Source organism: Streptomyces sp. NPDC030809, from assembly GCF_055572195.1.
On the sequence record NZ_JBVIDV010000007.1, the window covers coordinates 20565 to 46574 of the forward strand.

At 75.6% G+C, this 26010-nt stretch carries 20 protein-coding genes and 1 pseudogene; 19 read left to right on the forward strand and 2 right to left on the reverse strand.

The window, feature by feature from the left end:
- The first annotated feature begins 5 nt into the window (after nt 1-5).
- The 18 genes and pseudogenes from ACZ407_RS11690 (at nt 6) to ACZ407_RS11775 (ending at nt 21845) form a co-directional block, all read left to right on the forward strand.
- A complete protein-coding gene (locus tag ACZ407_RS11690; protein WP_468127638.1) occupies nt 6-770 on the forward strand; it encodes a Pvc16 family protein in 765 nt (254 codons plus the stop codon).
- Complete coding sequence (locus tag ACZ407_RS11695) at nt 770-2926, forward strand: ATP-binding protein (RefSeq protein WP_468127639.1); 2157 nt, start codon at nt 770-772, stop codon at nt 2924-2926. Before ACZ407_RS11690 ends, ACZ407_RS11695 begins: the two co-directional genes overlap by 1 nt.
- A gap of 259 nt (nt 2927-3185) precedes the next feature.
- Entirely contained in the window at nt 3186-3926 is a 741-nt protein-coding gene (locus tag ACZ407_RS11700; RefSeq protein ID WP_468127640.1) for an eCIS core domain-containing protein, read from the forward strand.
- A 31-nt stretch (nt 3927-3957) separates the two neighbouring features.
- Nucleotides 3958-7647 (forward strand): phage tail protein, encoded by a 3690-nt coding sequence (locus ACZ407_RS11705; RefSeq protein ID WP_468127642.1) that lies wholly within the window; start codon nt 3958-3960, stop codon nt 7645-7647.
- A gap of 251 nt (nt 7648-7898) precedes the next feature.
- Entirely contained in the window at nt 7899-8792 is an 894-nt protein-coding gene (locus tag ACZ407_RS11710) for a squalene/phytoene synthase family protein (protein ID WP_468127643.1), read from the forward strand.
- 97 nt (nt 8793-8889) lie between these two features.
- A pseudogene (locus ACZ407_RS11715) lies at nt 8890-9084 on the forward strand (VapC toxin family PIN domain ribonuclease); the annotation flags it as partial.
- 137 nt (nt 9085-9221) lie between these two features.
- Nucleotides 9222-10835 carry a phage tail sheath family protein gene (locus ACZ407_RS11720; protein WP_468127645.1) on the forward strand — a complete coding sequence of 538 codons (1614 nt, stop codon included), beginning with the start codon at nt 9222-9224 and terminating at the stop codon, nt 10833-10835.
- 73 nt (nt 10836-10908) lie between these two features.
- Nucleotides 10909-11352: a phage tail protein gene (locus ACZ407_RS11725; RefSeq protein ID WP_468127646.1), complete on the forward strand. Its 444-nt coding sequence runs from the start codon at nt 10909-10911 to the stop codon at nt 11350-11352.
- Between the two features lie 145 nt (nt 11353-11497).
- Nucleotides 11498-11875 (forward strand): hypothetical protein, encoded by a 378-nt coding sequence (locus ACZ407_RS11730; protein ID WP_468128028.1) that lies wholly within the window; start codon nt 11498-11500, stop codon nt 11873-11875.
- Entirely contained in the window at nt 11872-12054 is a 183-nt protein-coding gene (locus ACZ407_RS11735) for a DUF6760 family protein (RefSeq protein WP_468127648.1), read from the forward strand. The genes ACZ407_RS11730 and ACZ407_RS11735 overlap by 4 nt, the downstream gene beginning before the upstream one ends.
- Nucleotides 12055-13866: 1812 nt before the next feature.
- Nucleotides 13867-15261 (forward strand): hypothetical protein, encoded by a 1395-nt coding sequence (locus ACZ407_RS11740; RefSeq protein ID WP_468127650.1) that lies wholly within the window; start codon nt 13867-13869, stop codon nt 15259-15261.
- A 134-nt stretch (nt 15262-15395) separates the two neighbouring features.
- Nucleotides 15396-15836, forward strand: a complete 441-nt coding sequence (locus ACZ407_RS11745; RefSeq protein WP_468127651.1) for a phage tail protein — start codon at nt 15396-15398, stop codon at nt 15834-15836.
- A gap of 6 nt (nt 15837-15842) precedes the next feature.
- Nucleotides 15843-16655, forward strand: coding sequence for a CIS tube protein (locus ACZ407_RS11750; RefSeq protein WP_468127653.1), 813 nt, complete (start codon nt 15843-15845; stop codon nt 16653-16655).
- Nucleotides 16645-18516, forward strand: coding sequence for a VgrG-related protein (locus ACZ407_RS11755; RefSeq protein WP_468127655.1), 1872 nt, complete (start codon nt 16645-16647; stop codon nt 18514-18516). Before ACZ407_RS11750 ends, ACZ407_RS11755 begins: the two co-directional genes overlap by 11 nt.
- 26 nt (nt 18517-18542) lie before the next feature.
- Nucleotides 18543-18824 carry a PAAR domain-containing protein gene (locus tag ACZ407_RS11760; RefSeq protein WP_468127657.1) on the forward strand — a complete coding sequence of 94 codons (282 nt, stop codon included), beginning with the start codon at nt 18543-18545 and terminating at the stop codon, nt 18822-18824.
- Between the two features lie 5 nt (nt 18825-18829).
- Nucleotides 18830-19276, forward strand: coding sequence for a GPW/gp25 family protein (locus tag ACZ407_RS11765; protein ID WP_468127659.1), 447 nt, complete (start codon nt 18830-18832; stop codon nt 19274-19276).
- Nucleotides 19276-21321: a putative baseplate assembly protein gene (locus ACZ407_RS11770; protein WP_468127661.1), complete on the forward strand. Its 2046-nt coding sequence runs from the start codon at nt 19276-19278 to the stop codon at nt 21319-21321. The genes ACZ407_RS11765 and ACZ407_RS11770 overlap by 1 nt, the downstream gene beginning before the upstream one ends.
- Nucleotides 21318-21845, forward strand: a complete 528-nt coding sequence (locus ACZ407_RS11775; protein WP_468127663.1) for a phage tail protein — start codon at nt 21318-21320, stop codon at nt 21843-21845. Before ACZ407_RS11770 ends, ACZ407_RS11775 begins: the two co-directional genes overlap by 4 nt.
- A 116-nt stretch (nt 21846-21961) precedes the next feature.
- On the opposite strand, the gene ACZ407_RS11780 is transcribed toward ACZ407_RS11775, so the two are convergent.
- A complete protein-coding gene (locus tag ACZ407_RS11780; RefSeq protein ID WP_468127665.1) occupies nt 21962-22822 on the reverse strand; it encodes a TIGR03619 family F420-dependent LLM class oxidoreductase in 861 nt (286 codons plus the stop codon).
- Between the two features lie 211 nt (nt 22823-23033).
- Between ACZ407_RS11780 and ACZ407_RS11785 the strand changes: the two genes are divergently transcribed.
- Nucleotides 23034-24713: an AfsR/SARP family transcriptional regulator gene (locus tag ACZ407_RS11785; protein ID WP_468127667.1), complete on the forward strand. Its 1680-nt coding sequence runs from the start codon at nt 23034-23036 to the stop codon at nt 24711-24713.
- Nucleotides 24714-24821: 108 nt separating this feature from the next.
- Here the strand turns inward: ACZ407_RS11785 and ACZ407_RS11790 are convergent, their stop codons facing one another.
- Nucleotides 24822-25574 carry an NADase-type glycan-binding domain-containing protein gene (locus ACZ407_RS11790; protein WP_468127669.1) on the reverse strand — a complete coding sequence of 251 codons (753 nt, stop codon included), beginning with the start codon at nt 25572-25574 and terminating at the stop codon, nt 24822-24824.
- Nucleotides 25575-26010: the final 436 nt, after the last annotated feature.

A 26010-nucleotide genomic window follows, 5' to 3' on the forward strand; every position in this document is an offset into this window, starting at 1 on the left:
TTGCCGTGATTCACGAGGTGGACGAGGCGCTGCGGGAGCTCGTACGGGCCGAGGCGGTGGGGGAGGGCGCGGAGATCGAGGTGGTCTTCGACGCGCCGACCCGGGAGTGGGCGGCCCGCCGCAACACGCCGACGGTCAACCTGTACCTGTACGACATCCGGGAGGACATGCGGCGCCGCTCGCGCGGGCGGCAGAACATCTACGACGAGGCCGGGCGGGTCACCCACCGGACCCTGCCGCCGCGCTACTTCAAACTGTCGTACCTGATCAGCGCGTGGACCCAGCGGCCGGAGGACGAACACCGGCTGCTGTCGGCGCTGTTGGCCTGCTTCCTGCGGCACGACGCGCTGCCGAAGGACCGGCTCGGGCCCGAACTCCGGTCCGTGGGGCTGCCGGTGCCGGTGTCGATCGCGCTGCCGCCGCCGGAGGACCGGGCGTTCGCGGACGTGTGGTCGGCGCTGGGCGGGGAGCTGAAGCCCTCGCTGGACGTGGTCGTGAGCGCGCCGGTGGCCACGGCCCCGGTGTGGAAGGCGGGCAAGCCGGTGGAGGACGGGCTGCTGGCCAAGGTGTCGGACATCGCCGCTCCGCGGCCGGAACGGGGCGGGGAGGGCGGCGCTGCCGGGGCCGGGGCCGCGGCGGAGCCGGATTCCGCGGCGGACGAGGGGGCGGGCGCGGACGGGGGCGCCGGGGGCGGGGAAGGGGCCCGCGGGCCCGGCGGTCCGGTGCCGCGCCCGCGGCGGGCACGGGGGCGGCGGAGGACGGACGGCTGATGGAGTACCTGCTGGGGCGGCTGGCGCGGGTCGAGGCCCGGGTGCGGCGGGCGGTGGCGGAGCGGCGGGCGGTGGACCCGGACGCGGACGACCCGTTCCGGGGGCTGTACCTGTCGGACGAGGCGGTGCAGCGGATCCTGGACGAGCCGGGCGGGGACCGGGTGCCGTGGCCGGATGCGGTGGGGGCCGCGGAACCGGCGGACCTGGGGGACCCGGCGGACCCGGGGGGTGCGGGGGGCTCGGCGGGGGCGGACCTCGGCGCGGCCGGGCCGGACTTCGTGGAGCCGGGCGGCCCGGGCGGGGCCGGCGCGGCGGCCGGGGGTCCGCGGCCGTACGGCGGCCCGCGGCCGTACGGGGGCTCGCGGCTGTACGGGGTGCAGGAGCGCTTCGGGCTGCTGGAGCTGGACACCGAGCTGCTGCTGATCGCCCTCGCGCCCGACCTGGACCGGCGGTTCGAGCAGCTCTACGGCTACCTGAACGACGACGTGACCCGGCGCCGGCCGACCATCGGGCTGGCCCTCGGCCTGTGCGGGGTGCCGGCCGTCTCGGCGGCCGCCCGGGCCCGGCTCGCCCCCGAGGGACCGCTCGTACGGCGCGGACTGCTCCTCGTGGAGGAAACCGAACGGCCCTTCCTGGGCCGGTCCCTGCGGGTGCCGGACCGGGTGGCCGGGCACCTGCTCGGCGACGACGCCATGGACCCCGCCCTGTGCGACGTACTGCGCCCGGCCCCGGACGGGCCGCTGCCCGCGGAGGTCGCCGGGGACCTGCCCGGGCGGCTCGGCCACGCCCTCACCCGGTCCGCCTCCCCCGTCTACCTGCGCGAGCCCGCCGGGGGCACCGCCCGGGAGGTGGCGGCCGACGCCCTCGCCGCGGCCGGGCTCGGGGCCCTGGTGCTGGACCTGGGCCGGGTGGCCGGGCGTACGGACGCGGCGGAGCTCGTCGCGGCGGCCGGGCGGGAGGCGGCGCTCGGCCGGGCCGGGCTGGTCGCGGGCCCGGTGGAGGCGCTGCGCGAACACGTCGGGGTGCTGCGCGGGCTGGCCGGGCTGCCGGTGCCGGTGCTGCTCACCGGGCAGGCCGGCTGGGACCCGCAGTGGTCGGACCGCACCCCGCTGCTAGTGGAGACCGGGCGGATCGGGGCGGCGGGGCGGGCCGCGCTGTGGCGGGCGGTGCTCGGGGGCGGGGCCGGGAGCCGGGTCGCCGCGTTCGTGCTCACCCCCGAGCAGATGCGGCGGGCCGCCGAGGCCGCCGGGCAGCAGGCGCTGCTGGCCGGCGGGCCGGTGGGGGACCGGGAACTGCTGCGCGGGGCGCGGGCCCAGAACACGTCCGGGCTGGAACGCCTCGCCCGGCGGATCCGTCCCGCGGTCGGCTGGGAGGACCTGGTGCTGCCGCCCGCGGTGCTCGGACAGCTGCGGGAACTGGCGGCCCGGGCCCGGCACCGGGACACCGTGCTCGGCGACTGGGGCATGCGGCCGGGCGGCGGGCGCGGGCGCGGGGTGATGGCCCTGTTCGCGGGGGACTCGGGCACCGGCAAGACCATGTCGGCCGAGGTCATCGCGGGGGCCCTCGGCCTGGACCTGTACACGGTGGACCTGGCGACGGTCGTGGACAAGTACGTGGGCGAGACCGAGAAGAACCTCGAACGGATCTTCACGGAGGCGGCCGGGGTCAACGGGGTGCTGCTCTTCGACGAGGCGGACGCGGTGTTCGGGAAGCGGTCCGAGGTGAAGGACGCGCACGACCGGTACGCGAACGTGGAGAGCGCGTACCTGCTCCAGCGGATGGAGACCTTCGACGGGCTGGCGGTCCTCGCCACCAACCTGCGGGCCAACCTGGACGAGGCCTTCACCCGGCGGCTCGACCTGGTGGTGGACTTCCCGCTGCCGGACGCGGACCAGCGGCTCGCCCTGTGGGACCGCTGCCTGGGCCCCGCCCTGCCCCGCGGGGACGACCTCGACCTCGGCTTCTGCGCCCGGTCCTTCGAGCTGGCGGGCGGGGACATCCGCTCGGCGGCGGTGACGGCCGCGTACCTGGCGGCGGAGGCGGAGCGGGCGGTGTCGATGACGGACCTGGTGGTGGCGGTGGCCCGGGAGTACCGGAAGCTGGGGCGGCTGTGCCTGGAGAGCGAGTTCGGGGCGTGGGTGGGGGTGGTGCGGTAGCGCTGCGCTGTGCCGGGCGGTCGTGCGCGGTTTGCCCGGGGCGGGGCGGGGCGGGGCGGGGCGGTCGGTGCGCGGCTGCGGGCCGTGCGTGGCTGGTCGCGCAGTTCCCCGCGCCCCTGGGGGTGCGCCCCTGGTGGGGCTTGCCTGATGGGGCAGGGAGGGGTGCCCCTGAGGGGCACTCGGAGGGGCTGCGCTGCGGGGGTGGGGGCGGGATCGTGGTGGGGAGGGCTACCCGCTGGGCTCACAGGGGGACACGGACATGCACGGACACGGACACGAGCACGAGCACGGCCTGGAGACGGAGTCCGGGACCGGACCCCGGGCCAAGGCCGGGCCGGAGGGTGCCCCCGACGCGCTGCTGATGCGGGCCGCGGCGGACGGGCGGGCGGACGTGCTCGGACCCGGCGGGATGCTCCGGCTCCAGCGGGCCCTGGGCAACGCGGGGGCGGCGGCCGCGGTCCAGCGCTCCTCGGTGCACGACGTGGTCGGCTCCGGCGGCGAGGCGCTCGACCCGGAGGTCCGCGGGGACATGGAGGCGCGCCTCGGGCACGACTTCGGTGACGTACGGGTGCACCGGGACGGGGCCGCGCACGACTCGGCCAAGTCGGTCAACGCCCACGCCTACACGGTCGGTTCGCACATCGTCTTCCAGCGGGACGCGTACGACCCGGGCTCGCACCAGGGCCGCACGACGCTGGCGCACGAATTGACCCACGTGGTGCAGCAGCGGTCCGGGCCGGTGGACGGCACCGAGGCCGAAGGCGGCATCAAGGTCAGCGATCCCGGCGACCGCTTCGAGCGGGAGGCGGTGGCCACTGCGGAACGGGCGATGGCCGAGCCGGTGGCGGCCGCACCGGCGGCTCCTGTCCAGCGGGAGGCCGAGGGCCCGGCCGTGCCGGCCGCTGCCGCGGTGCAGCGGGAGGCCGAGGAGGGCGGGGCGGCCGACGCGCCGGTGCAGCGGGCCGAGGAGGGCGAGGAGGAAGAGGCTCCGGCGGAGTAGGCGGCGCGGGCGCGGGGCGGCGGAGGCCGGGATGAAGGCCGGGGCGGAACGCAAGTCTGCGGCGGCGGCGGGCGGATCGGGTGCGGCGGGCCCGCGCCGCGAGGGTGCTGCTGCGCCGGTGCGGCAGCGTGCGCTGGACGCGGCCGCCGTGCAGCGGCTCCAGGGCCGCGCCGGCAACGCGGCCCTCGCCGCCTTGCTGTCCCCCCGCCCCCGGGGCGGAGCCCCGGTGCAGAGGCTGGAGCTTCCCGTCGCGCCGCAAGGGCTCACGCCCGCCACCGACCCCAGGTTCAAGAAGGTCGCGCAGGATCTGCGGAACAAGAAGCGCACCCTCGCCGCACACCCCAGCGCCACGTCACAGGCGAAGGCCGCGCAGGACGCGGCCCAGGCGCCGGGGGACGACAAGGAGGCCCAGGCCAAGGCCGCCCAGGCGCAGGAGATGGGCACCGCGAAGCCGGCCGGCTTCGACAAGGCGGCCTTCATCGCCGCCGTCTCGGCGGCGATGGCCGCCAAGGCCCCCAAGACCCTCGACGAGGCGGACACGTTCGCCCGGTCGGGAAAGGCCGACGAGGTCAAGGGTGAGGTGGCCGGCCAGGTCAAGGCCGGCAAGGAGGGCTCCGCCAAGGACGTCGCGGAGAAGACCGCCAAGGCCCCGGACGAGTCGAAGGCCATGGAGAAGCCGGTCACCCCCCTCCCGGGGCAGCCGGCCCCGCCGGCCCCCGCCCCGCCCGACCCGAAGGCCGCGTCGGTGGCGAAGGCCCCGCCCGAGCAGACGGATCTGAGTACGGGCCCCAAGGAGACCGACGCCATGCTCGCGGAGGCGAAGGTCACCCCGGACCAGCTGGCGCGGTCGAACGAGGAGCAGTTCGCCGAGACGCTGAAGGCGAAGAAGGAGGCCGACACCCACGCCGCGACCGCCCCCGCGCAGTTCCGGGCCGCCGAGGAGGCCCGGGTGGCCGCCGAGCAGGGCGGGGCGGCGGCCGCGGGCCCGGCCGGGATGCAGGCGATGACGGCGGCCAAGGCGGGCGCGGGCCGGCAGGTCGCGGCCGGTCAGGGCGCGGCCAAGGCGCAGGAGGAGCGGGAGCGGGCCCGGGTCGCCGGCGAGATCAAGGGGATCTTCGACGCGACGAAGAAGGACGTCGAGGCGATCCTGGGCGGCTTGGACGACGAGGTGGACAAGGCCTTCGACGCCGGCCAGAAGGCGGCCAAGGCGGCGTTCGAGCACGACCACCAGACCAAGATGAAGGCCTGGAAGGACGAGCGGTACTCCGGGGTGGCGGGTGCGGCCCGCTGGTTGGCGGACGCCGTGCTGGACCCGCCGCCGCGCGCCCAGCAGATCTTCGCCGAGGCCCGGGTGGTCTACGAGCGCGAGATGCAGGCCTGCATCTCGAACATCGCCGACCTCATCGGCAGGCGACTGGGCGACGCCACCGCCCGTATCGCCGACGGCAAGGCGAAGATCGCGGCGAAGGTGGCCGAACAGCCCGCCTCCCTGCGGAAGTTCGCCCAGCAGGCGGCGGACGGGATCGGCGGGGAGTTCCAGGCCCTGGAGTCCGCGGTCTCGGAGAAGTCCCAGGGCCTGGTGGACGGCCTCGCCGAGAAGTACGTGGCGGCGCGCGGGGAGCTCGACGAGGAGATCAGGAAGCTCCAGGAGGAGAACAAGGGCCTGCTGAGCAAGGCCAAGGACGCGGTGGCCGGCACGATCGAGACGGTCCTGAAGCTGAAGGACATGTTGCTCGGGGTGCTGGCCCGGGCGGCCGGGGCCATCGACAAGATCATCAAGGATCCGATCGGCTTCCTCGGCAACCTCGTCAACGCCGTCAAGGGCGGGGTCATGGGCTTCGCCGCACGCATCGGCGAGCACCTGAAAAACGGTCTCAAGCAGTGGCTGTTCGGGCAGTTGTCGGCGGGCGGCATCGAGATCCCGGAGACCTTCGACGCCAAGGGCATCGTCAAGCTGATCCTGTCGATCCTCGGTCTGACCTGGGCGAACATCCGGGCCCGGGTGGTGGCCCGGATCGGCGAGCGGGCGATGGGGGCGCTGGAGACCGGGTTCGAGATGGTGCAGGTGCTGGTGCGCGAGGGCATCGGCGGGCTGTGGAAGTGGGTCGTCGAGAAGCTGTCCGACCTCAAGGACACGGTGATCGGCGCGATCAAGGACTTCGTGATCGAGAAGATCGTCACGGCGGGCATCACCTGGATCGTCTCCCTGCTGAACCCGGCCTCCGCCTTCGTGCGCGCCTGCAAGGCGATCTACGACCTTGTGATGTTCTTCGTGAACCGCGCCGCGCAGATCAAGAGCTTCGTGGACTCCGTACTCGACTCGATCGAGTCCATCGCGGGCGGGGGCGGCGGCGCGGTCACCGGCCTGATCGAGCAGAGCCTCGCCAAGGCGGTCCCGGTGGTGCTGGACTTCCTCGCGAGCCTGCTGGGCCTCGGCGGCATCTCCGCCAAGATCAAGTCCATTCTGGAGAAGGTCCAGGCCCCGGTCATGAAGGTCGTGGACTGGGTCATCGGCAAGATCGTGGGGGCCGGGCAGAAGGTCCTGTCCAAGCTGAAGGCCAAGGTCCGCGGCGGGGACGACTCCCCGGAGGGCAAGCAGGCACGCCTCGACAAGGGCGTGGCGGCGGCCCTGCGCGCGGTCAACGCCCTGCCCGGGCGCGGGGTGGCCAAGGCCGCCATCACCCCGCTGCTGGGTGCCATCCGGGTGCGGTACGGGATGACGAAGCTGGAGGCCGTGCCGGACGGGGACGTGTGGGCCATCGACGGGCAGGTGAACCCGGGCGTCCGGCGCAAGAGCAGCAAGGGCACCAAGAGCAACGCGGCCACCGTCGAGGCCGCGGCGAAGGACGTGCGCGCCCAGGGCTCCGCCGCGACCTCGGTCGGGGACCTGAAGGCGCGGATGCCCGCGCTGAAGCAGACGCACGGGCTCGACGCCGTCGTCGTACAGCGGGAGGGAGAGAGGCGGTGGGTGGAGCTGCGGCTCGGCACCAGCGTGAAGAACCTCGACTTCCGGTGCATCGTGAGCACGGCCGGGCCGGGCAAGGCGGCGGCCGACGCGCCGGGGCTGAAGAGGACGAAGGACGCGGGCGACCGGAAGGCCATGGTGAACGCCCGGGCGCGGATCACCTTCGACAAGGACTTCGTCCACACGCGGGACTCCCACGAGAACGCGACGATCGGCCTCGACGCACCGCAGCACCAGGGCGAGTCCTTCCGGGTGGGCCGCGGGGACGCGCAGGGCGGTTCGGTGGCGCGCGGCGAAGTGGGCCGGGGCGTGGGCGGGTTCGACAGGAACGAGGTCATGGTCCGGTCGTGGAACATCGGCAAGGGCGACAACGCGAACGACCACGCCACGCACGCCGAGCGGCAGATCACCGACTGGCTGGCGAACGTCACCGGCGGCACCGGCGGCGCGGTGATGACCGCCATCCACCTGAAGGTCACCGGCACCTTCGAGCCCTGCAAGGGCTGCTCCGGCTCGATGAAGGGCATGCTGATGGCCGCGCGGGCGAACGGCCGGCAGGTCCGCGCGGTCCTCGACTTCAGCGAGGTCAGGCGGCTGTACCGGGAGGAGGAGGTGGGCCACATGCTCGGCTGGAAGGACGGGGAGCGGGGCCGCTCGGACCGGGCCGACGCGCACGGCGCGTGGGACGAGGTGATCACCGCCGCCCCGGCCGGGATGAAGGACAGCACCCCGGTCAGCATCCGCTTCACGAACTGAGTGCGGCGCCCGCCGGGGCCCGCCGGTACTGACTCTGTGCAGTGACCCGGGAACCCAACGTTCCCCGAAACCGCCCCGAACTGACAGCGACTGACGCCGAACGGGCAAGTGTACGCGCGGAAGGCGCCGCCGATCGGGAAAACGGCAGGACGGAGGGCGCCGACCGGGGATCCGGTAGGTACGGTGGGCATGTCCCGGTCACCCCGGCGGGGGCATGCCCACCGCTGTCCACCGCCAAGGAGACGCCGACCGTGCCCAGCTGGCGCGCCACCCTCACCGCCGCCGAGATCACCGAATCCGACGTCCGGGAGGACTACACGGCGGCCGCCCGGCGGGTGCTGCGCCGCGAGCAGGCCCCGTACCTGGCCCTGCGGCTCCTGGCGGCCCCGCCGCTGGTGCCGTACCTGACGGCCGGTCTGGCCTTCATGAACCTCGTGGACGACACCGCCGAGGGCGAGGAGCCGCTCGCCGGGCTCAAGCTGCTCACCGAACGCGTCGGCGACGCCCTGGAGTCCGGGGACAGCGAGGACCCGGTGCTGCGGGCGTACGCGCACGCCGTCGCGGCCCGCGGGCTGCCCGAGCACTGGGTGTACGACTTCCTGGCCGGGGCGGCGAGCGCGGAGGCGGAGTTCACCGGCTTCGGCACCGAGGCCGACTTCCAGGAGTACCTGGACGCCTACGCCTGGCCCGGCATCGTCGTCTTCACCGGCGTGCAGTACCGCGGCGGGCCCGACGAGGAACAGGCGGCCGGCTGGCGGCGGTTCGTGGACGCCGCCCAGCGGGTGGACTTCCTCGCCGACCTGGCCGGGGACCTGGCCGGCGGCCGGCTCTGCCTCCCGCAGGAACGTCTCTCCACCCTGGGCGTGACCCGCGAGGACCTGGAACAGGGCCGCGACACCGAGCCCGTACGCGCCCTCATCGCGGACGAGTGCACCCGCGCCCGGGCGGCCCTCGCCGCCGCGGAAGACGTCATCGGCCTGGCCGATCCGGGCCTGCGCGCGGTGGGCCGCACGATGATGGACCTCATGTCCCACCAGCTCACCCAGGTGGAAGAGGCCGGCCCCCGAGCCCTCCGCAAGGACGTCGGCTACGGCCTCCTGGCCCCCCTCCGCATCCTCACCCGGGCCCGCCGCACGCCGGCCTGACCGGCCCGGCTCGCGGACCGGCGGAGCTGGTACAGGACCTGTACTCGCCGCACGGGTGCGGGAATCCCGCCTGGTGCTCGCGCCCCTCACGCCCGAGGTGCTGGACGCGGCCCTCTCGGTGCGCATGCGGTACGCCGCGCTGGACCTCGACCTCGCCGACGCCGTGAATGGGGCGGTGGCCGCCGAATACGCCACCGACGCCGTGCTGACGCGGGACGTCCGGGACTTCCGGGTGCTCCGGCCCCTCGGCGGGGTGTACGCGCACTTCCGGATCCTGCCCGAGGACCTGTAGGCGGGGACGGGGGCTCAGCGCGGGGTTTGCCCGAAGGGGCACGGCGGGATTCCCCCGGGGCCGTACGGGAGGTCATGACCTTCGGGGGGCCAGGCCGGAGGCTGGGGGCGACCGTCACGTCCCAGGGGAGGGCCAGGATGCCTCAGTACCTGTCGCCAGGCGTCTACGTCGAAGAGGTGGAGGCCGGCTCGCGCCCCATCGAGGGGGTCGGGACCGCCGTGGCCGCCTTCGTCGGGCTGGCGGCGCAGGGCCCCCGCGACGAGCCCACCCTGGTGACGAACTGGAGCCAGTTCACCTTCACCTTCGGCGGCTTCGCGGCCGGCTCCTACCTGGCCCACGCCGTCTACGCGTACTTCCTCAACGGCGGCGGCACCTGCTACGTCGTACGGGTCGGCGGCGACCCCGACCCCGACCCCCAACCCGCGGTCGGCACCGGCGCCGCGGCCGCCGGGGAGGAGCCGCGCGCCGCCTCCGGGAAGCGCGGCGGCCGGTCCGCCCTGCCGGCCGGGCCGCGCAGCGCCCTGGGCGGGTTCCAGGTCGCGGCCCAGGAGGGCACCGGCGAGGGCCTGACCGTGGAGGTCTCGGACGCGGCAGGGGAGTCGCCCGCCGAGGACGCCTTCACCCTGACCGTCAAGCGCGGCGACCGCACCGAGGAGACCTGGGAGGTCTCCGCCAAGCGCAGCCAGCGCAACTACGCCGTGACCGTGGTCCGCGACAAGTCCCGGCTGATCGTCCTGGAGGACGCGGGCCCCGCCCAGGCCGTGCCCCGCCCCGAGAACCAGTCGGTGGCCCTCGCCCCGGCCCCCGCCCCCGTACCGGCCCCCGCCGCCCCGGCCCGGATCGGCACCCAGGACTACGTGGGCAGCCCCGAGGACCGGACCGGGTTCGCGGGCCTGGAGACGGTGGACGAGGTCACCATGCTGGCCGTCCCCGACCTGATGAGCGCGTACGAGCAGGGCGCGCTCGACGAGGACGGCGTGAAGGCCGTACAGCTCGCGATGATCGCGCACTGCGAGCTGATGGGGAACCGGGTGGCGATCATCGACCCGCTGCCCGCCCTGCCCCCGCAGCGGGTCCGCGAGTGGCGGATGACCGGCGCCGGATACGACTCCAAGTACGCGGCCCTGTACTACCCCTGGATCAAGGTGGCCGACCCCACGGCGCCCCACCACATGCGCCTCGTCCCGCCCAGCGGCGCGATGGCCGGGGTCTGGGCCCGCAACGACCAGACCCGCGGGGTCCACAAGGCACCCGCCAACGAGGTCGTGCGGGGGGCCGTGGACCTGGCCGTGCACCTCACCAAGGGCGAGCAGACCCTCCTCAACCCCATCGGCGTCAACTGCATCCGCACCTTCCCGGGCCGCGGCATCCGCGTCTGGGGCGCGCGCACCCTCTCCTCGGACCCGGCCTGGCGCTACCTGAACGTGCGCAGGCTCTTCAACTACATCGAGGACTCGATCCTCCTCGGCACCCAGTGGGTGGTCTTCGAGCCGAACGACGACGCGCTGTGGGCCCGCATCCGGCGCACCATCTCGGCGTTCCTCGTCAACGAGTGGCGCAAGGGCGCCCTGTTCGGCCTGACGCCGGACGAGGCGTTCTACGTGAAGTGCGACCGCGAGACCAATCCGGCGGAGGGCATCGACGCCGGGCAGGTGGTCTGCGAGATCGGGATCGCGCCGGTGAAGCCGGCCGAGTTCGTGATCTTCCGGCTGTCCCAGTTCTCGGGCGGCACCAGCCTCGTGAACGAGTGAGTCATTTCGAGCGGTTCAAGCGGTTCAAACGGTTCGAGCAGTTCGAGCAGTTCGAGCGAACGGAGTTTGTGCGGTGGCACTTCCCGAGATGGACACCTCGGTCGGCCATTCCTTCGGGCTGGAGATCGACGGTGTCGTGATCAAGCAGATCAACGAGGTGACGGGCCTGAAGATGGAGCAGGACGTCATCGAGCTGAAGCAGAACACGGCCGACGGCAAGTACGTCATCAAGAAGCTGCCCGGCCGGCAGAAGGCGGGCGAGGTCACGCTGACCCGCGGTCTGACCGCCGACCAGAGCTTCGAGAAGTGGATCAAGGACGCCCGGTTCGGGAAGATGGCCTCCGCGCGCAAGGGCGGCGCGATCATCGTCTTCGACTACGAGGGCGTGGCCATCAAGCGGTACACCCTCGTGAACGCCTGGCCCAAGAGCCTGGAGATCAGCTCGCTCAAGGCGGGCGACACGAGCGTCCTGACCGAGAAACTCGTCATCACGTACGAGCAGATGGACGTGGCGTGATCGCCTGATGCGCCGGACGCATGCGGCCCGGGAGGCCGCGCAGCAGCAGCACGCGGCGGGGGCGGCGGGGGCGGGCGAACGGGAGGGGGCGCGGGAGCCCTCCTCCCGCGACGGCGCGCCGGTGTCGGCGTCGGCCCCGGGGTCGATGTCGATGCGGACCGAGTTCGCCTTCGAGCTGCCCCGCGGGTACGTGGACGGGGCCGGGCAGGTGCACCGGACGGGCGTGATGCGGCTGGCCACGGCCCGCGACGAGCTCGTGCCCCTGCGGGACGACCGGGTGCGGGAGAACCCTGCGTACCTGTCGGTGGTGCTCCTCGGCCGGGTCGTGGAGCGGATCGGGACGGTCACGGACGTGCACGCGGGCGTGATCGAGGACCTGTTCGCCTCGGACCTCGCCTTCCTCCAGGACTTCTACCGCCGGATCAACGCCGAGGGGCACACCCGCGCCCAGGTGACCTGCCCCTCGTGCGCCACACCGTTCGCGGTGGACCTGGCGGGCGGTGGCCGCCTGGGGGAATCGTGACGTACGCGACGGACGACCTGTACGGCGAAGTCGCGTACGTGGCCTACCACTTCCACTGGGCGATGGACGCGATCCTGGACCTGGAGCACGGGGAGCGCCGCCGGTACGTGGACCAGATCGCCCGCCTGAACCGGGCGGCGGGGGCCGCGGGTGCGGGCGTGGGCGCCGGGGGGCGGTGAGGGCGGGTGTTCGAGGGTCTGCGGGGGTGGCTGCGGGGGCCGGTGCCTCCGGCGGAGGTGCGGGGTGAGGCTGAGCCGGCTGCGGCTCGGCCGACGGGGGAGTGGCGGCACCTGCCGGTGCAGCGGCTGACGTTCGCGGCACCGGAACTCCTCACGGATGCGGCTGCGTTCGGGGCGGGTCTCGCCTCCTGGCAGAGCCCGCTGCTGTCGCGGCCGCTGGGCCACGAGGTGAGCGAGTCCGCTCCGGGCGGCATCCTCCACGGCATCCTCGCCCCGGCCGAGTCCCCCCAGGGGCTCCGCCCCCGGACCCCCGACGCCGTCCAGCGGGACGTGCTCGGCGGTGGAGCCGGGGCGATTCCGGCCTCGGCAGGGGGTCCCCCCGGACGGAGTCCGGGGGAGCTTGAGGCGCGGGGTGTGGGGCGGAGTCCCGAAAGCCTGGGTCTGCCCGCCCTGTCGGAACTCGGCTCCACAGCAACGCCGCTGCCTGTGGCCCCGCTGCAACTCCCGGGCGGGTACGAGCCGTTCGGCGCACCCCCCGCAGGCGAGACACCGACCACGGGCGTCCCAGGGCGGGCCGACGCTGTCCAGCGGGACGTGCTCGGCGGTGGAGCCGGGGCGATTCCGGCCTCGCCTGGGGGTCCCCCCGGACGGAGTCCGGGGGAGCTTGAGGCGCGGGGTGCGGGGCGGAGTCCCGAAAGCCTGGGTCTGCCCGCCCTGTCGGAACTCGGCTCCACCGGAACGCCGCTGCCTGTGGCCCGGCTGCAACTCCCGGGCGCGTACGAGCCGTTCGGCGCACCTCTGGCAGGCGAGACGGCGACCACGGGCGTCCCAGGGCAGGCCGACGCCGTCCAGCGGGACGTGCTCGGCGGTGGAGCCGGGGCGATTCAGGCCTCGGCAGGAGGTCCCAGCGGACGGAGTCCGGGGGAGCTTGAGGCGCGGGGTGCAGGGCGGAGCCCCGAAGTCCCCGCGCCGCGGTCGGCGGCCGGCACCCCGGGCCCCGGCCCGGGCCCGGAATTCCCGCCGCCCACCGACGCGTCAACCCTCGGTCCCCCGCACCCGGCCACCGGCCAACCGGCCCCGCCGGAGCCCCCGGCCGCCGCCGAGATGCCCGTCGTCCCCGTCCAGCGGCGGCCGGCGCCCCCCGGCCTGCCCGTGGTGCAGCCGGACCACGGCCCCCGGCCCATGCCGACCTTCCAGCCGCCGCTGACCGTGGCCCGCGCCGTGGAACTCCCGCTCCTGCGCACGCTCCCCGCCACCGCGTACCGGTCCGCCGCCCCGGACCCCGGGCACCCCGTGCAGCGGCTCGCGGACGGCAGTGCGAACGCAACGGCGCACACCGGTCGGTCGTCCGGTGCGGGCGACAGCGACACACAGGGCACGGGCCGGCCGCCCGGTTCCGGCCCCGCGACCCGGCGGCCGCCGTTCGAGCCCGAGGCGGCCGGCAGCGGCCCAGGGTCCGCAACAGCCTCGGACGGCGGCCTCGCCGTCCAGCGATCCGCCCCGCCCACCCCCGCGGAGCGTCCGCTGCTCGGGGAAGCGCCTGTACGTCCCGTCGGGGAGGGCGAGGTCCGCAGGCCGGGCTTGGGCGCGCCGTTGGCCCAGCTGCCGGAGGGTTCGGGGGGTTCGGGGGTGGGGCCGGGGCCGTCGGTGCAGCGGTCCGACGCGGGTGCCGTGTTGCCCACTCCTGCGGAGCGTCCGCTGCTCGGGGAAGCGCCCGTACGTCCCGTCGGGGAGGGCGAGGTCCGCAGGCCGGGTCTGGGCGCGCCGTTGGCCCAGCTGCCGGAGGGTTCGGGGGCGGGGCGGGGGCCGTCCGTGCAGCGGGAGGTGCGGCCCGTTTACGTGCAGCGCGAGGCCGGTGGCCGCCGCCTCGGGCTGGGGGCACCGCTGCGCGCCGTACCGGAGTCCGCATCCGGCCCGCCGCCGGACACCACCTCCGCCCCCGGCTCCGGCTCCGGCGCGGACCCCGGCTTCGACTCCGTCCCCGGACCAGGCACCGGCTCCGGGACCGGCCCCGGGTTCGGCAACGGGATCCCGGCCGAGGCCGCACTCGACCCGGCGGCCGGGCCGGGCCCCGGCTCGGGGATGGGCGCGGACACCGGCGCGGGCACGGGCTGGGAGTCCGGTCCGGAGCCCGGTGCAGAGGCCCCGCGCCCTGCCCCCGGACCCGGCCTGGATCCCGTACGGCCGGATACCGGGGCCGACTTGGAGTCCGTACGCCTCGATCCCGCACCCGAACCCGCGCTCGGCCCGATGCCGGTCGTACCGCTCTCCGCGCCCGTGCAGCGGGCCCTGACCGGGCCGGGGACCGGGCTGGTGGGGGAACGGGCGCTGAGGTCGGGCGTGGGTGGCGGGCAGGGCGGTCCCGGGTGGGCGGCGGTGGCCCCCGCCGCCCCGGCCGCCGTGCCCGTGACGTGGGCCCCGGCCGCCACGCCCCCCGCCGCCGTACAGCGGACCGTCGCGCCACCGACCCAACAGTCCGGCCGGCCCTCACCCTCCGCGACCGGACCCGGCCCCGAGCTTGGACCGGGACGCGCCCTCGGACCGGGGCTCGGTTCCGCCTTCGGCTCCGGCCTCGGGCCGGACTTCGGCTCCGGCCCTGGGCCCGGCTTCGCTTCGCACTCCGGCCCGGGCTCCGCCCTGGGCCTGGGTCCCGGCCCTGCCGTCGGCACGGGGTCGGGACCGGGCTCGTCCCACGGGTTCGGTCCCGGCGCCGGCGCGGGGTCGGGCCCAGGGCTCGGCCCGGGGTCCGGCCCGGGCCTGGGGTTCAGCCCCGGGTCAGGGTCGGGGTTCAGCGCCGGATCCGCGCTCGGCCTCGGGGCTGGAGCGGGGGCCGGACCGGGATTCGGGTCCGGGCTCGGGTCCGGGCTCGGGTCGGGGTTCGGGGCCGCCCCCGCCGCCTCCCCCGCCACCTCCGTGCAGCGCGAGGCCGAGCCCGAGGTCTCCGCCCCCGTCCCCGTCCCCATGGTGTGGACCCCCGCCGTCCAGCGGGAGCCGGACCCGCCGGGGGCCGGTGCGCCGGAGCCGGCACCCGCCCCGGCTGCGGCCGCGCCCGCGGCCCCCGCACCCCCGCCCCCGGCGGGGCCCGCCCCCGCCGAGTCCACCGACGCCCTCGTCCGCCGCCTCGCCGGACCGCTGAGCCGGATGCTCCGCGCCGAACTGCGCCTGGACCGCGAACGCGCCGGAGTCCGCCTCGACCCCCGCCACTGAAGCCCTACCGGGCCGCGGCCACCGCAGCCCCGACCCGCCCGTCCACCGACCACCGCACCCCCGCCCGCCCCCGACCCCGACCCCCTGACCCCGCCACCCACCCCACCCCGTCGCAGAACAGGACACCCACACCGATGGCCCAGCAGCAGCAGCCGGACCCCGCCGTGAGCGTGTGCTTCATGGTCGAGATCGACGACATCAACCTCGGGGCGTTCAACAGCTGCGAGGGGCTCGGGTGCGAGGTGGTGATGGAGCAGCGGGAGGAGGGCGGGAACAACGGGTACGTCTGGCAGCTGCCCTCGCGCATCAAGTACTCCAACATCAAGCTCGCCCGCCCCGTCACCAAGGACACCGAGAAGGTCACCGCCTGGCTCTCCGGGATGATCAACGGCCTGCCCCGCAAGACGGCCCACATCAGCGCCATGACCGTGGACGGCACCGTCGTCGCCCGCTGGAGCCTCATGGACGTGGTCCCGGTCCGCTGGACCGGGCCCTCCCTCAGCCCCGAGACCGTCAAGGTGGCCACCGAGACGCTGGAGATCGCCCACCACGGGTTCCTCCAGGGCGGGAGCTGACCGCCCGTGGCACCCCCGCCCCCACCCCCGCCCGGCAACCAGCCCGTCGCCTTCATCGCCGCCGCCGCGCCCGCCGCGCCCCCGAGCCAGGGGAGCGGCAAGGCCGGCGGCTCCCGGCCCAAGCTGGAGCGCGCCTACCTGGAGCTGCGCCAGCCGCCCGCCGACGGCGGTACGACCACCCCCGGCCCGCGCATGGGCCAGATCGACTTCCAGTTCAACCCGAAGGAGCTGACCCTCGCCAAGACCGCCAAGTGGGAGCGGAAGACGGCGAAGGGCGCCAAGCAGGCCGGGCCCGCCGAGTTCAAGGGCGCCGGCCCCTCCAAACTGACCCTGGAGATGTTCTTCGACGCCAGCGCCAAGCACGACGACTCCGTCGTGCAGGCGGTGGAGTCGCTGCTCGCCTGCTGCGTGCCGACGGACCAGACCCACCAGCGCCGGCAGGGCGTGCCCCCGTGGGTGATCTTCCACTGGGGCGGACTGACCGGCTTCGTCGGCTACGTCAGCCAAGTGCAGGCGAAATACACGCTGTTCACCCCCGGCGGCATGCCCATCCGGGCCGCCTGCCAGGTCACGCTGGAGGAGATCAGCGGCCCGATGCCGGGCCAGAACCCGACCTCCGGCGCCCTGGCCGCCCGCCGTGTGCACCGGGTGGTCACCGGGGACACCCTCGCGCTGCTGGCCTGGCGGGAGTACGGGGACCCGGCCGCCTGGCGGGAGATCGCCGAGGCGAACGGCATCGACGATCCGATGCGGCTGCTCCCCGGCACGGAGCTGCTGCTGCCCGCCGCCGAGGAACTGGGAGCCGTACATGGCCGGTGAGAGCTTCGCCAACAGCCTGGCCGTCGAGGTGAACGGGCAGCCGCTGCCCGCGCCGCTGGCCGGGCTGCTGGTCTCCGCGTACGTGGACGACAGCACCCAGCTGCCGGACCTGTTCGTGCTGCGCTTCCGCGACCCGCACCACCAGGTGCTCCAGAAGGCCGGGATCACCATCGGCACCCCCGTGAAACTGTTCGCGAGGGCCGGGGACAGCCAGCAGCGGGAGCTGCTGGTGTCCGCCGAGGTGACCGCCGTGGAGATTGACCTCGACACCACCGGCACCTTCACCGTGGTCCGCGGCCTCGACCACGCCCACCGGTTCTTCCGCGGCCGCCGGGTGGCCGGCTACCGGCAGATGACCGCCTCCGACGTGGCGGTGAAGGTGGCCGAGCGGGCCGGGCTGCCCGTGGGTGCGGTGGACGCCACCACCACCGTCTACGAGCACCTGGCCCAGCCCGGCATCACCGACTGGGAGTTCCTGCACCGGCTCGCCGACCTGGCGGGCGCCGAAGTGGCCGTGCTCGACGGCAAGTTCGTCTTCCGCAAGCCGGCCGTGGCCGCGGCCGCCCCGGCGACCTCCACCCGGCCGCAGGCCAGCCCGTACGTCCTGGAGTTCGGCCGGAACCTGCTGCGCTGCCAGGCCTCGGTGACGGCCGCCGACCAGGTGCAGCAGGTGGAGGTGCGCGGCTGGGACGTGCAGGCGAAGGCGGCCGTGGTGGGGCGGGCCCCGGCCGGGCGCAGCGACCGGCTCCAGCTCGGCATCACCCCGGGCCAGGCCGCCGACCCCTTCGGCCAGGCGGTGTTCCTGGCGACGGACACCCCGTACGGGACCCAGGCGGAGGCCGATCAGGCGGCGAAGGCGCTGGCGGCGGACCTGGCGGCGGCCTTCGCGGAGCTGGACGCGGTGGCGATGGGCATCCCGCAGCTGCGGGCCGGCACGGCGGTCACCCTCGCCAACGTGGGGCAGCCCTTCGAGGGCAAGTACACGATCTCCGCGAGCCGGCACGTCTTCGACCCGGACACCGGCTACCAGACCTGGCTGACCGTCGGCGGCCGCTCCAACCGCTCGCTGTACGGGCTGGCCTCGGGCGGCGGCAGCGGGGCCGGGGGCGGCGGGGCCGGGCCCGGGGACCGGATCGGCGGGCTGGTCAACGCGACGGTCACCGACACCCGGGACCCGGAGGACCGGGGGCGGGTCAAGCTGGCGTTCCCCTGGCTGGACGCGGACTACGTGAGCGACTGGGCGCGGACCGTGGAGGCGGGCGGCAAGGGCGGCGGCGGGATCTTCGGACCCGAGGTCGGGGACGAGGTGCTCGTCGGCTTCGAGCAGGGCCGGGTGGACCACCCGTACGTGCTGGGCGGGCTCTACAACGGGCAGGACAAGCCCTCCGCGCACGAGGGCCCGCTCGTGGACGGCACCAGCGGGGCCACCAACCGGCGTTCCCTGGTGACCCGTTCGGGCAACCGGCTGGAGCTGCTGGACGCGCGCGGCGGCCCGCAGGGGGTCCGGCTCGCCACCGGGGACGGGAAGCTCACCCTGCACCTGGACCGGAAGGCGACCAGCATCACGGTGCACAGCGACGGCAAGGTCGAGATCACGGCCAAGGAGAAGGTCACGGTGAAGGCCGACAGCGGGATCAGCATGGACGCCGGGACCGGGAAGCTGGAGTTGACCGGGCAGTCCGTGCAGGTCAAGGCGCAGGCCGGGGTGGAGGTGGACGGCGGCGCGGGGGCGGTCGGCCTCCAGACGAACGGGCAGGTGAGCGTGAAGGGCACCACGGTCGCCGTCAACGGGCAGGCGAGCACCGAGATCAAGGGCGGGGCGAGCTGCTCGATCAGCGCGGCCCTCGTCCGCATCAACTAGCCGCAACGCAGGGAGAGGGAAGTCGGATGCCGCCTGCCGCACGCGTCACGGACCAGACCGGGCACCCGGGGGTGATCGGTCCGCCGGGGGTGCCCACGGTGCTCATCGCGGGCCTGCCCGCGGCCGTGGTCACCACCCCGCACATCTGCTCCTTCCCGCCCCCGGCCGTGCACCCGCCCTCGGTGATCGCCCCGCCCGGCTGCCCCACCGTGCTGATCGGCGGGATGCCGGCGGCCCGGATGGGCGACCTGGCGGCCTGCGGGGCGCCGATCGTCACCGGCGCGCCGACCGTGCTGATCGGCGGGTGAGGGCGGTGGCCGAGCAGTTCATCGGGTCGGGCTGGGCCTTCCCCGTGCGGACGGACGCCACCGGGGGCATGGCCCTGGTCGGCGGGGACCGCGAGATCGAGGAGAGCATGCGGCTGATCCTGGGCACCGCGCCCGGGGAGCGGCCCATGCGACCGCAGTTCGGCTGCGCGATCCACGACCACGTCTTCGCCCCGGCGGACGCGGCGACGGCGGCGCAGATCGCGTACGAGGTGCGCTGGTCGCTGGAGCGGTGGGAGCCGCGGATCGAGCTGGTGGACGTGCTCGTCACCTTCGACGGGACCGAGGAGGGCACCCTCTACATCGACATCCGCTACGCGCTGCGCGGCACCAACGACCCGCGCAACCTGGTCTTCCCGTTCTACGTCATCCCCGCGCACGAGGGCGGCGCGGCGGCCGGGGACGGACTGCCCGGTCAGGGGGCGGGGGAGTAGTGGCCCTGCCCGAACCGAACCTGGACGACCGCCGCTTCCAGGACCTCGTGGACGAGGCCAAGCGGATGGTCCAGCAGCGCTGCCCGGAGTGGAGCGACCACAACGTCTCCGACCCCGGCATCACGCTCATCGAGGCCTTCGCGCACATGACGGACCAGCTCATCTACCGGCTGAACCGGGTGCCGGAGAAGAACCACGTGGCCTTCCTCGGCCTGATCGGGCTCGACCTGAACCCGCCGACGGCCGCGCGCACCGACGTGACCTTCTGGCTGTCGGCCCCGCAGCAGCAGACGGTGCAGGTGCGCGAGGGCACCGAGGTGGCCACCCACCGCACCGAGACCGAGGAGGCGGTGGTCTTCTCCACCCTCGGCGAACTCGCCATCGTTGCAGTGGAGTTGACGGCAGTGCTCGTGCAGCCCGCGGCGGCCGGACTCGCCGCACCCGCCGCACCCGGGGCGGGCCCGGCCGGAGCCGGCGGCTCCCCGGGCGCCGACCCGCGGGCCGCGGGCCCCGCCGCCGCCGTCCCCGCCCCCGGCGCCGACCGGCTGGCCGAGCTCGCCGACGGCCGCCCCGTGCCCTGCTTCTCCGCCGTCCCCCGGCCCGGCGACGCCCTCCTCTTCGGGCTCTCGCAGGCCGCCCCCCGCTGCGTGGTCGCGCTGCGCCTGGACTTCCCCGTGGCGGGCCACGGAATCGACCCCGAGCACCCGCCGCTCGCCTGGGAGGCGTGGACCGCCGAGGGCTGGACCCGCTGCGAGGTGGACCGGGACGGCACCGGCGGCTTCAACCGGCCCGGCGACGTGCTCGTACAGCTGCCGGCCGGACACCTGGCCTCGGTCGAGTCCCGGCAGCGGGCCGGCTGGCTGCGCTGCGTGGTCACCGAACCCGTCCGCGGGCAGCGCCCCTACTCCGCCACCCCCGCACTGACCGCCGCGGAGGCCTTCACCGTCGGCGGCACCGCCCCCGCCGTGCACGCCGAGCGGGCCGGCGGGGAGCTGCTCGGCCTCTCCGAGGGGGTGCCCGCGCAGACCTTCGCCCTGGACCGGGCGCCCGTGGTCGCCGGCAGCCCCTTCACGGTCGAGACGGCACTGCCCGGCGGGGACTGGCTGGAATGGCAGGAGGTGGCGCACTTCGCCGAGTCCGGCCCGCTGGACCGGCACGTCCACCTCGACCGCAGCACCGGGGAGGTCTCCTTCGGCCCGGCGGTGCGGGAGGCCGACGGCAGCCTGCGCCAGTACGGGGCGGTGCCCGCCAAGGGGGTGCCCGTACGGGTCCGCAGCTACCTCGCGGGCGGCGGGCGGCGCGGGAACGTGGCCCGCCGGGCCCTGGCCGTGCTGCGCAGCTCCATCCCGTACATCGCCCGCGTCGAGAATCGGCGGGCCGCGGGCGGCGGGGTGGACGGCGAGGACGTGGCCAACGCCCGGCTGCGCGGCGCCCTCGCGCTGCGCACCCGGGAGCGGGCCGTCACCGCGGAGGACTACGAGTACCTGACCCGGCAGGCGGCCCCCGAGGTGGCCCGGGTGCGGTGCGTGGACGCCGGGGCGGGCGGGGTGCGGGTGCTGCTCGTACCGGCCGCCGCCGACGACGGCGAAGGGCGGCTGGAGTTCGGGCAGCTGGCCTGCCCCCGGGAGCTCCTGGCGGGGGTGGCCGCGCACCTGGACGCCCGGCGCATGCTGGGGGTCCGGCTCGTCGTGGAACCCCCGTACTACCAGGGCGTGACGGTGGTCGCCGACCTCCAGCCGGCGGCGGGCATCCCCCGCGCCCGGGTGGAACGCGCCGCGCTGGCCGCCCTGTACGGGTACCTCAACCCGCTCACGGGCGGGGCGGACGGCACCGGCTGGCCCTTCGGGCGGGCCGTCCACAGCGGGGAGGTCTTCGCCCTGCTGCAACGGGTCCCGTCCGTGGAGTCCGTGCTCCAGGTGCGGCTGTTCCCGGCGAACCCGGCCACCGGCCGCCGCCAGGACCTCACCGACCGCATCACCCTGGCCCCCGGCTCCCTGGTGTTCTCCTTCGACCACCAGATCCGCTTCCCCGGGGCCCGCGGGTGAACCGCCGCCTGGTCCCCGGCCTGCCCAGCCGGCACCCGCTGGGCGGGCAGCTGCCCGCCGTCTACGCCGACGACGACAACGCGCAGCGGATCACCGAGGGCCTGGACGAGGTGCTGGCCCCGGTGCCGGGGGTGCTCGACAGCCTGCCCGCGTACTTCGACCCGCGGCTGGCCCCCGCCGACTTCGCCGAACTGCTCGCCGCGTGGGTCGGCGCCGATTCCCCCGCCTCGGCGGCGGGCGCCGTCCGCGCGCACGCGGCGCGCGGCACCGCGGCCGGGCTGGCGGACGCCGTGACGCGGGCCTTCGGGGTGCCGGCGGAGGTCGAGGAGAGCGGGGGCACCGCCTGGTCCGAGACCGCCGGGACCCCGCTGCCGGGGGCGCTCGAACCCTTCGTCACCGTACGGCTGCGGGCGCCGGACCGGGAGGCCCTGGCGGCCCTGGACCTGGCGGCGGTCCGGTCCTTCGTCTCCCGCCACCGCCCGGCCCACCTGCCGTGCACGGTGGAGGCGGAGGCGGACGGCTAGCAGGCGTGCAGCACGTCCCGGGAAACTGCAGGTCCCGGGAAACAGCGCGTCCCGGGGAACAGCACACCCCGAGGAACAGCGTGTCCCGAGGAGCACCGGTCCAGAGGGGCGCAGGTCTAGAGGAACTCGGCCAGCGCGTCCAGGGCCCGCAGCACCTCCGCCTCCCCCGCCGACGGAAGCTGGGCCACGACCTCCTCCACGCCCAGGTCCGCGTAGTGCGCCAGCTTCCCCGCGGTCGGGCGGATCGCGTACGGGACCACTCGGAGGTCCTTCGGGTCCCGGCCCGCCTCCTCCCAGACCGAGCGCAGCACCGGCAGGGACTCGGTCAGCCCGCGCCCGCCGATCGGCATCCAGCCGTCGGTGTAGCGGGCGATCTGCGCGAACAGCTTCGGCCCGGCGGCCCCGCCCAGCAGGGTCCGGGGCCCGTACAGCGGGCTCCCGTCGCCGAGGGTGCGCGGCGCCTGCACCGGCTTCGGGTACGCCGTGCTCGCCCGCACCGACCCGAACCGGCCCTCGTACGCCGTGGGTTCGGGCGCCCACAGGGCCCGCATGAGGGCCGCGCGGTCCTCGACGAGCTCCCGCCGGGTGCGCCAGTCCACGCCGTGGTCGGCGGCCTCCTCGACGTTCCAGCCGTAGCCCAGACCGAGGGTGAACCGGCCGCCGCTGACGTGGTCGAGGGTGGCGATCTGCTTGGCGAGGGCGATCGCGTCGTGCTGCCCGAGCAGGGTGATGCCGGTGCCGAGGGCCAGCCGCTCGGTGACGGCCGCGGCCTGCCCGAGGGCCACGAACGGGTCGAGGGTGCGCCCGTACTGCTCGGGCAGCTCCCCGCCCATCGGGGCGGCGGTGTCCCGGGCGGCCGGGATGTGCGTGTGCTCGGGGAGGTAGACCCCGTGGAAACCGCGTACCTCCAGCTCGCGGGCGAGCCGGACGGGCGTGAGGGTGAGGTCCGTCAGGAAGATGGTGGTGGCGATCCGCATGTACTGGCACCTCCGTCGCGTGGGTGGGGCCCAAAGTACGGCCCAAAGTACGGGGTGCGCGCGTGAATGCCGAGTGCGCCGCCGCTCGTTGAGGGGAGCGCGCGGTGCCGGAGGTGCGCTGCCACGTCTGTGTTCGTTCTCTGGATTCGGCCCGTCCGCCCTAGTACCTTCGTGCGCGTGCAGCTCCGCTACGACTACCGTGTGTATCCGGATGGAGAGTGAGCACCGTTCCTCGCTCCGCCCGGAGGCGGGTGAGGAGGCCTCGACTCCCGCAGCGGCCCGCCCTCCCAGCGTGCGCGAGCGCCTGGTGCCGGGTCTGGCCGCAGGTACGGCCCCGCTGACCCTCCTGATCGCGCCCGCCGGCTACGGCAAGACCACCCTGCTCGTGCAGACGGCGACGGCGTTCTCCGACCCGGCGCGGGACCCGGTGTCCGGCGGGCGGCTGCTGCTGCACTGGCACCCCTGCCGGGACACCCGGGGCGCGCCGGCCCTCCTCGGCCTGCTGGCCCGCCGGCTGGGGCTGCCCGAGCCCGCCACCGTCGAATCCCTGCTGCTCGCGGTGGAACGCAGCCCGGAGCGGCGGGTGCTGCTGCTCGTGGACGACGTCCACCTCGTGCACGGCAGCCCTGCCGAAGCCGTGCTGGAGGAACTGGCCCTGCTCGCCCCGCCGCAGCTGCGGCTGGTGCTCGCCGGGCGCCGGATGCCCGCCCTGAACCTCAACCGGGCCGAGCTGGCCCAGACCCGGCTGCTCACCGCGCGCGAACTGCGCCTGGACGGGGCGGAGATCGCGGCCGTGTGCCCCGGCGCCCCGCCCGAGCTGGCGGAACTCACCGGCGGCTGGCCGGGGTTGCTGCGGCTCGCCGGGCCCGCGGTGCTGGGCGGACGGGAGCCGCTGGACGTGGCCGGGTTACGGACCTACCTGGACCGGGAGGTCCTGGGTGCGCTGCCGCCCCGCCTGCTCCACCTCCTGGAGCGCCCGGGCCCGCCCTCCCCCGAACTCGCCGACGAAGCGGCCGAGTTCGGTCTCGTACCCGAGGTGCCGCTGCTGCGGGACCATCTGCGCCGCCGGTCGGGGGCCGGCCTTCCCGCCCCCCGACCGGCGGCGGCCGGGACGGGCACCACGGCCGTCCACCCCCCGCGCCCCTCCCGCCCCGCCGCCCCCCTCTCCCTGCGCTGCTTCCGCCGCTACGAGGCCACCCTCGACGGCCGGCCGCTGGACTGGAGCCGGACCCGGCCGCGGGTACGGGCCCTGGCCCGGCTGCTGTCCGTACACGCCGGGCGGCCCGTGCACCGGGAGGAGCTCATGGCCGCGCTGTGGCCGGAGAGCCCGGCGCACTCGGCGGGGCGCGGCCTCCAGGTCGCGGTCTCCGCCCTGCGGACCTTCCTCGAACCCGGGCTGGACCGGGGGCGCGCCCAGGTCCTGGTCCGCTCCGGGGAGGCGTACATGCTGGTCCTGGAACCGGGCGGCAGCTGCGACGTCCAGCGCTTCGAGGCGGCGGTCGAGGAGGGCCTGCGGGCGGCCGGCAGCGGGGACGCGGCCCGCGCGGTGGCCGCGCTGGAACGGGGCCTGCGGCTGTACACGGGCGAGCTGCTGCCGGAGGACGGGCCGGCGGAGTGGGTGGTCCCGATCCGGGAGCGGTACCGCACGCAGGCGGTGCAGGCGGCGCACACGCTGGCCGCCGTCGAACTCGGCCGCGGCCAGGCGGAGGCGGCCGTCACGGCCGCCGGCCACGCGCTTTCCCTGGACCCCTTCCAGGACGCCGTCTGGCGCCTCCTGATCGCCGCCCACCGCCGTGCCGGCGACCCGGTCGCCGCCCGCCAGGCAGAACGCCGCCACGCCCGCATGCTCGACAGCCTGGACATCTTCCGAGGCTCCACCCCCGACCCCTGACCGGGACTCCGCAGGGGCCTGGACACGGCGGGTGGATCAAGCCCCGCCAGGGGGTACCTCCCAGCCCCTTGGGGCCGGGGGGTCGGGCGGAGCCCCGGGAGGGGGGCGCTAGCGGCGTTTGAAGAACTCCGCCTCGGACAGCGCGAGGTGCCGGTTCGGGCCCGCCCCGAAGACGGCGGTCACCGTCAGCCTGATCCGTACGACATCGCTCACCGCCAAGTGAAACGTCTGCTTGCCCGGCGCATCCGCCAGCCGGACCTCCTTGACCGTCGAGCCCCCGTCCGCCCCCGTCAGCGTCACCCGCAGCGCCGCCGGACGCGCCTGCGTGAGGTACTTCTCCGCCACCGGCGAGGCACCGCCATGGACGACGAGGTCCGTGAGCCGGACCGGCCCGGCGAGGGTGGCTTCGAGGAACTCCCCCTCGCCCGAACCCGAACCGGCCGGTGACCAGTACTTGTCCGTGGTCCCGTCCACCGCCAGCCCGGCCGGATGCCCGGCCCGCGCACTGGAGGCCGTCACCTTCACCGCGTGCAGCTGCTCGGTCTTGCCGGTCCGGTCCCGTACGGTCTCCACGGCCCGTCCGGCCTGCCCGCGCAGCGCGTACCCGGCGACGGCGAGCCCGATCAACAGCAGCAGCGGCAGCACGAACCGGGGCCGCCGCCACTGCCGTCGCGCCGGGCGCTCGCCGGCACGCGCCTGCTCCCTGGGGCGCCGGGTGAACAGCCTGCGCCACCAAGGGGGTTGCGGGACCGGTTCGGCGTACTCCAGCGAGGCCCCGCAGCGGCGGCAGAACCGCCGCGCGGGCTGGTTCCCGGTCCCGCACTCCCCGCACGCGAGCTGGCCCGGCAGAGGGCGCTCCACGGGCGGTGCGGCGGGCGGGGGGTGCGGGGGCGGCGGCACGGGCTGCTGCAGGGGGCCGGTCTGCGGCTGCACGACGTCCGGGGGCGGCTCGCTCGGGCGGGGCGGGATCCGCGGGCCTGCCGGCGCGGCGGACTGCTGCCCGGGCCCTGGCACCCGACCGGGCTGCGGTCCGGCGCCTCCGGTGCCTGTGCCGGGGGCGGGCGGGCCCGGCGGTCCGGGCGGACCGACTGGCCCCGTGGGCGCGGTCGGCACGGCGGGGTCCGCGGCCCCGGCCCTTGCCCCCGCCCCGGAACCGGCCCCCGCCCCGGAACCGGCCCCCGCCCCGGAACCGGGGCCGGTTCCCGTCGCGGATCCGGCGTCCGCGGGCGGCCGGGTGCCCGGGCCGGGGGTGCCGGTTTCCTCCTCCAGGAAGGCGCCGCAGGAGCCGCAGAACTGT

Coding starts and splice junctions, on each gene's coding strand:
- ACZ407_RS11695 (WP_468127639.1), top strand. CDS start 770: ATGGAGTACCTGCTGGGGCGGCTGGCGCGGGTCGAGGCCCGGGTGCGG.
- ACZ407_RS11700 (WP_468127640.1), top strand. CDS start 3,186: ATGCACGGACACGGACACGAGCACGAGCACGGCCTGGAGACGGAGTCC.
- ACZ407_RS11705 (WP_468127642.1), top strand. CDS start 3,958: ATGAAGGCCGGGGCGGAACGCAAGTCTGCGGCGGCGGCGGGCGGATCG.
- ACZ407_RS11720 (WP_468127645.1), top strand. CDS start 9,222: ATGCCTCAGTACCTGTCGCCAGGCGTCTACGTCGAAGAGGTGGAGGCC.
- ACZ407_RS11730 (WP_468128028.1), top strand. CDS start 11,498: ATGTCGATGCGGACCGAGTTCGCCTTCGAGCTGCCCCGCGGGTACGTG.
- ACZ407_RS11745 (WP_468127651.1), top strand. CDS start 15,396: ATGGCCCAGCAGCAGCAGCCGGACCCCGCCGTGAGCGTGTGCTTCATG.
- ACZ407_RS11755 (WP_468127655.1), top strand. CDS start 16,645: ATGGCCGGTGAGAGCTTCGCCAACAGCCTGGCCGTCGAGGTGAACGGG.
- ACZ407_RS11760 (WP_468127657.1), top strand. CDS start 18,543: ATGCCGCCTGCCGCACGCGTCACGGACCAGACCGGGCACCCGGGGGTG.
- ACZ407_RS11780 (WP_468127665.1), bottom strand. CDS start 22,822: ATGCGGATCGCCACCACCATCTTCCTGACGGACCTCACCCTCACGCCC.
- ACZ407_RS11785 (WP_468127667.1), top strand. CDS start 23,034: ATGGAGAGTGAGCACCGTTCCTCGCTCCGCCCGGAGGCGGGTGAGGAG.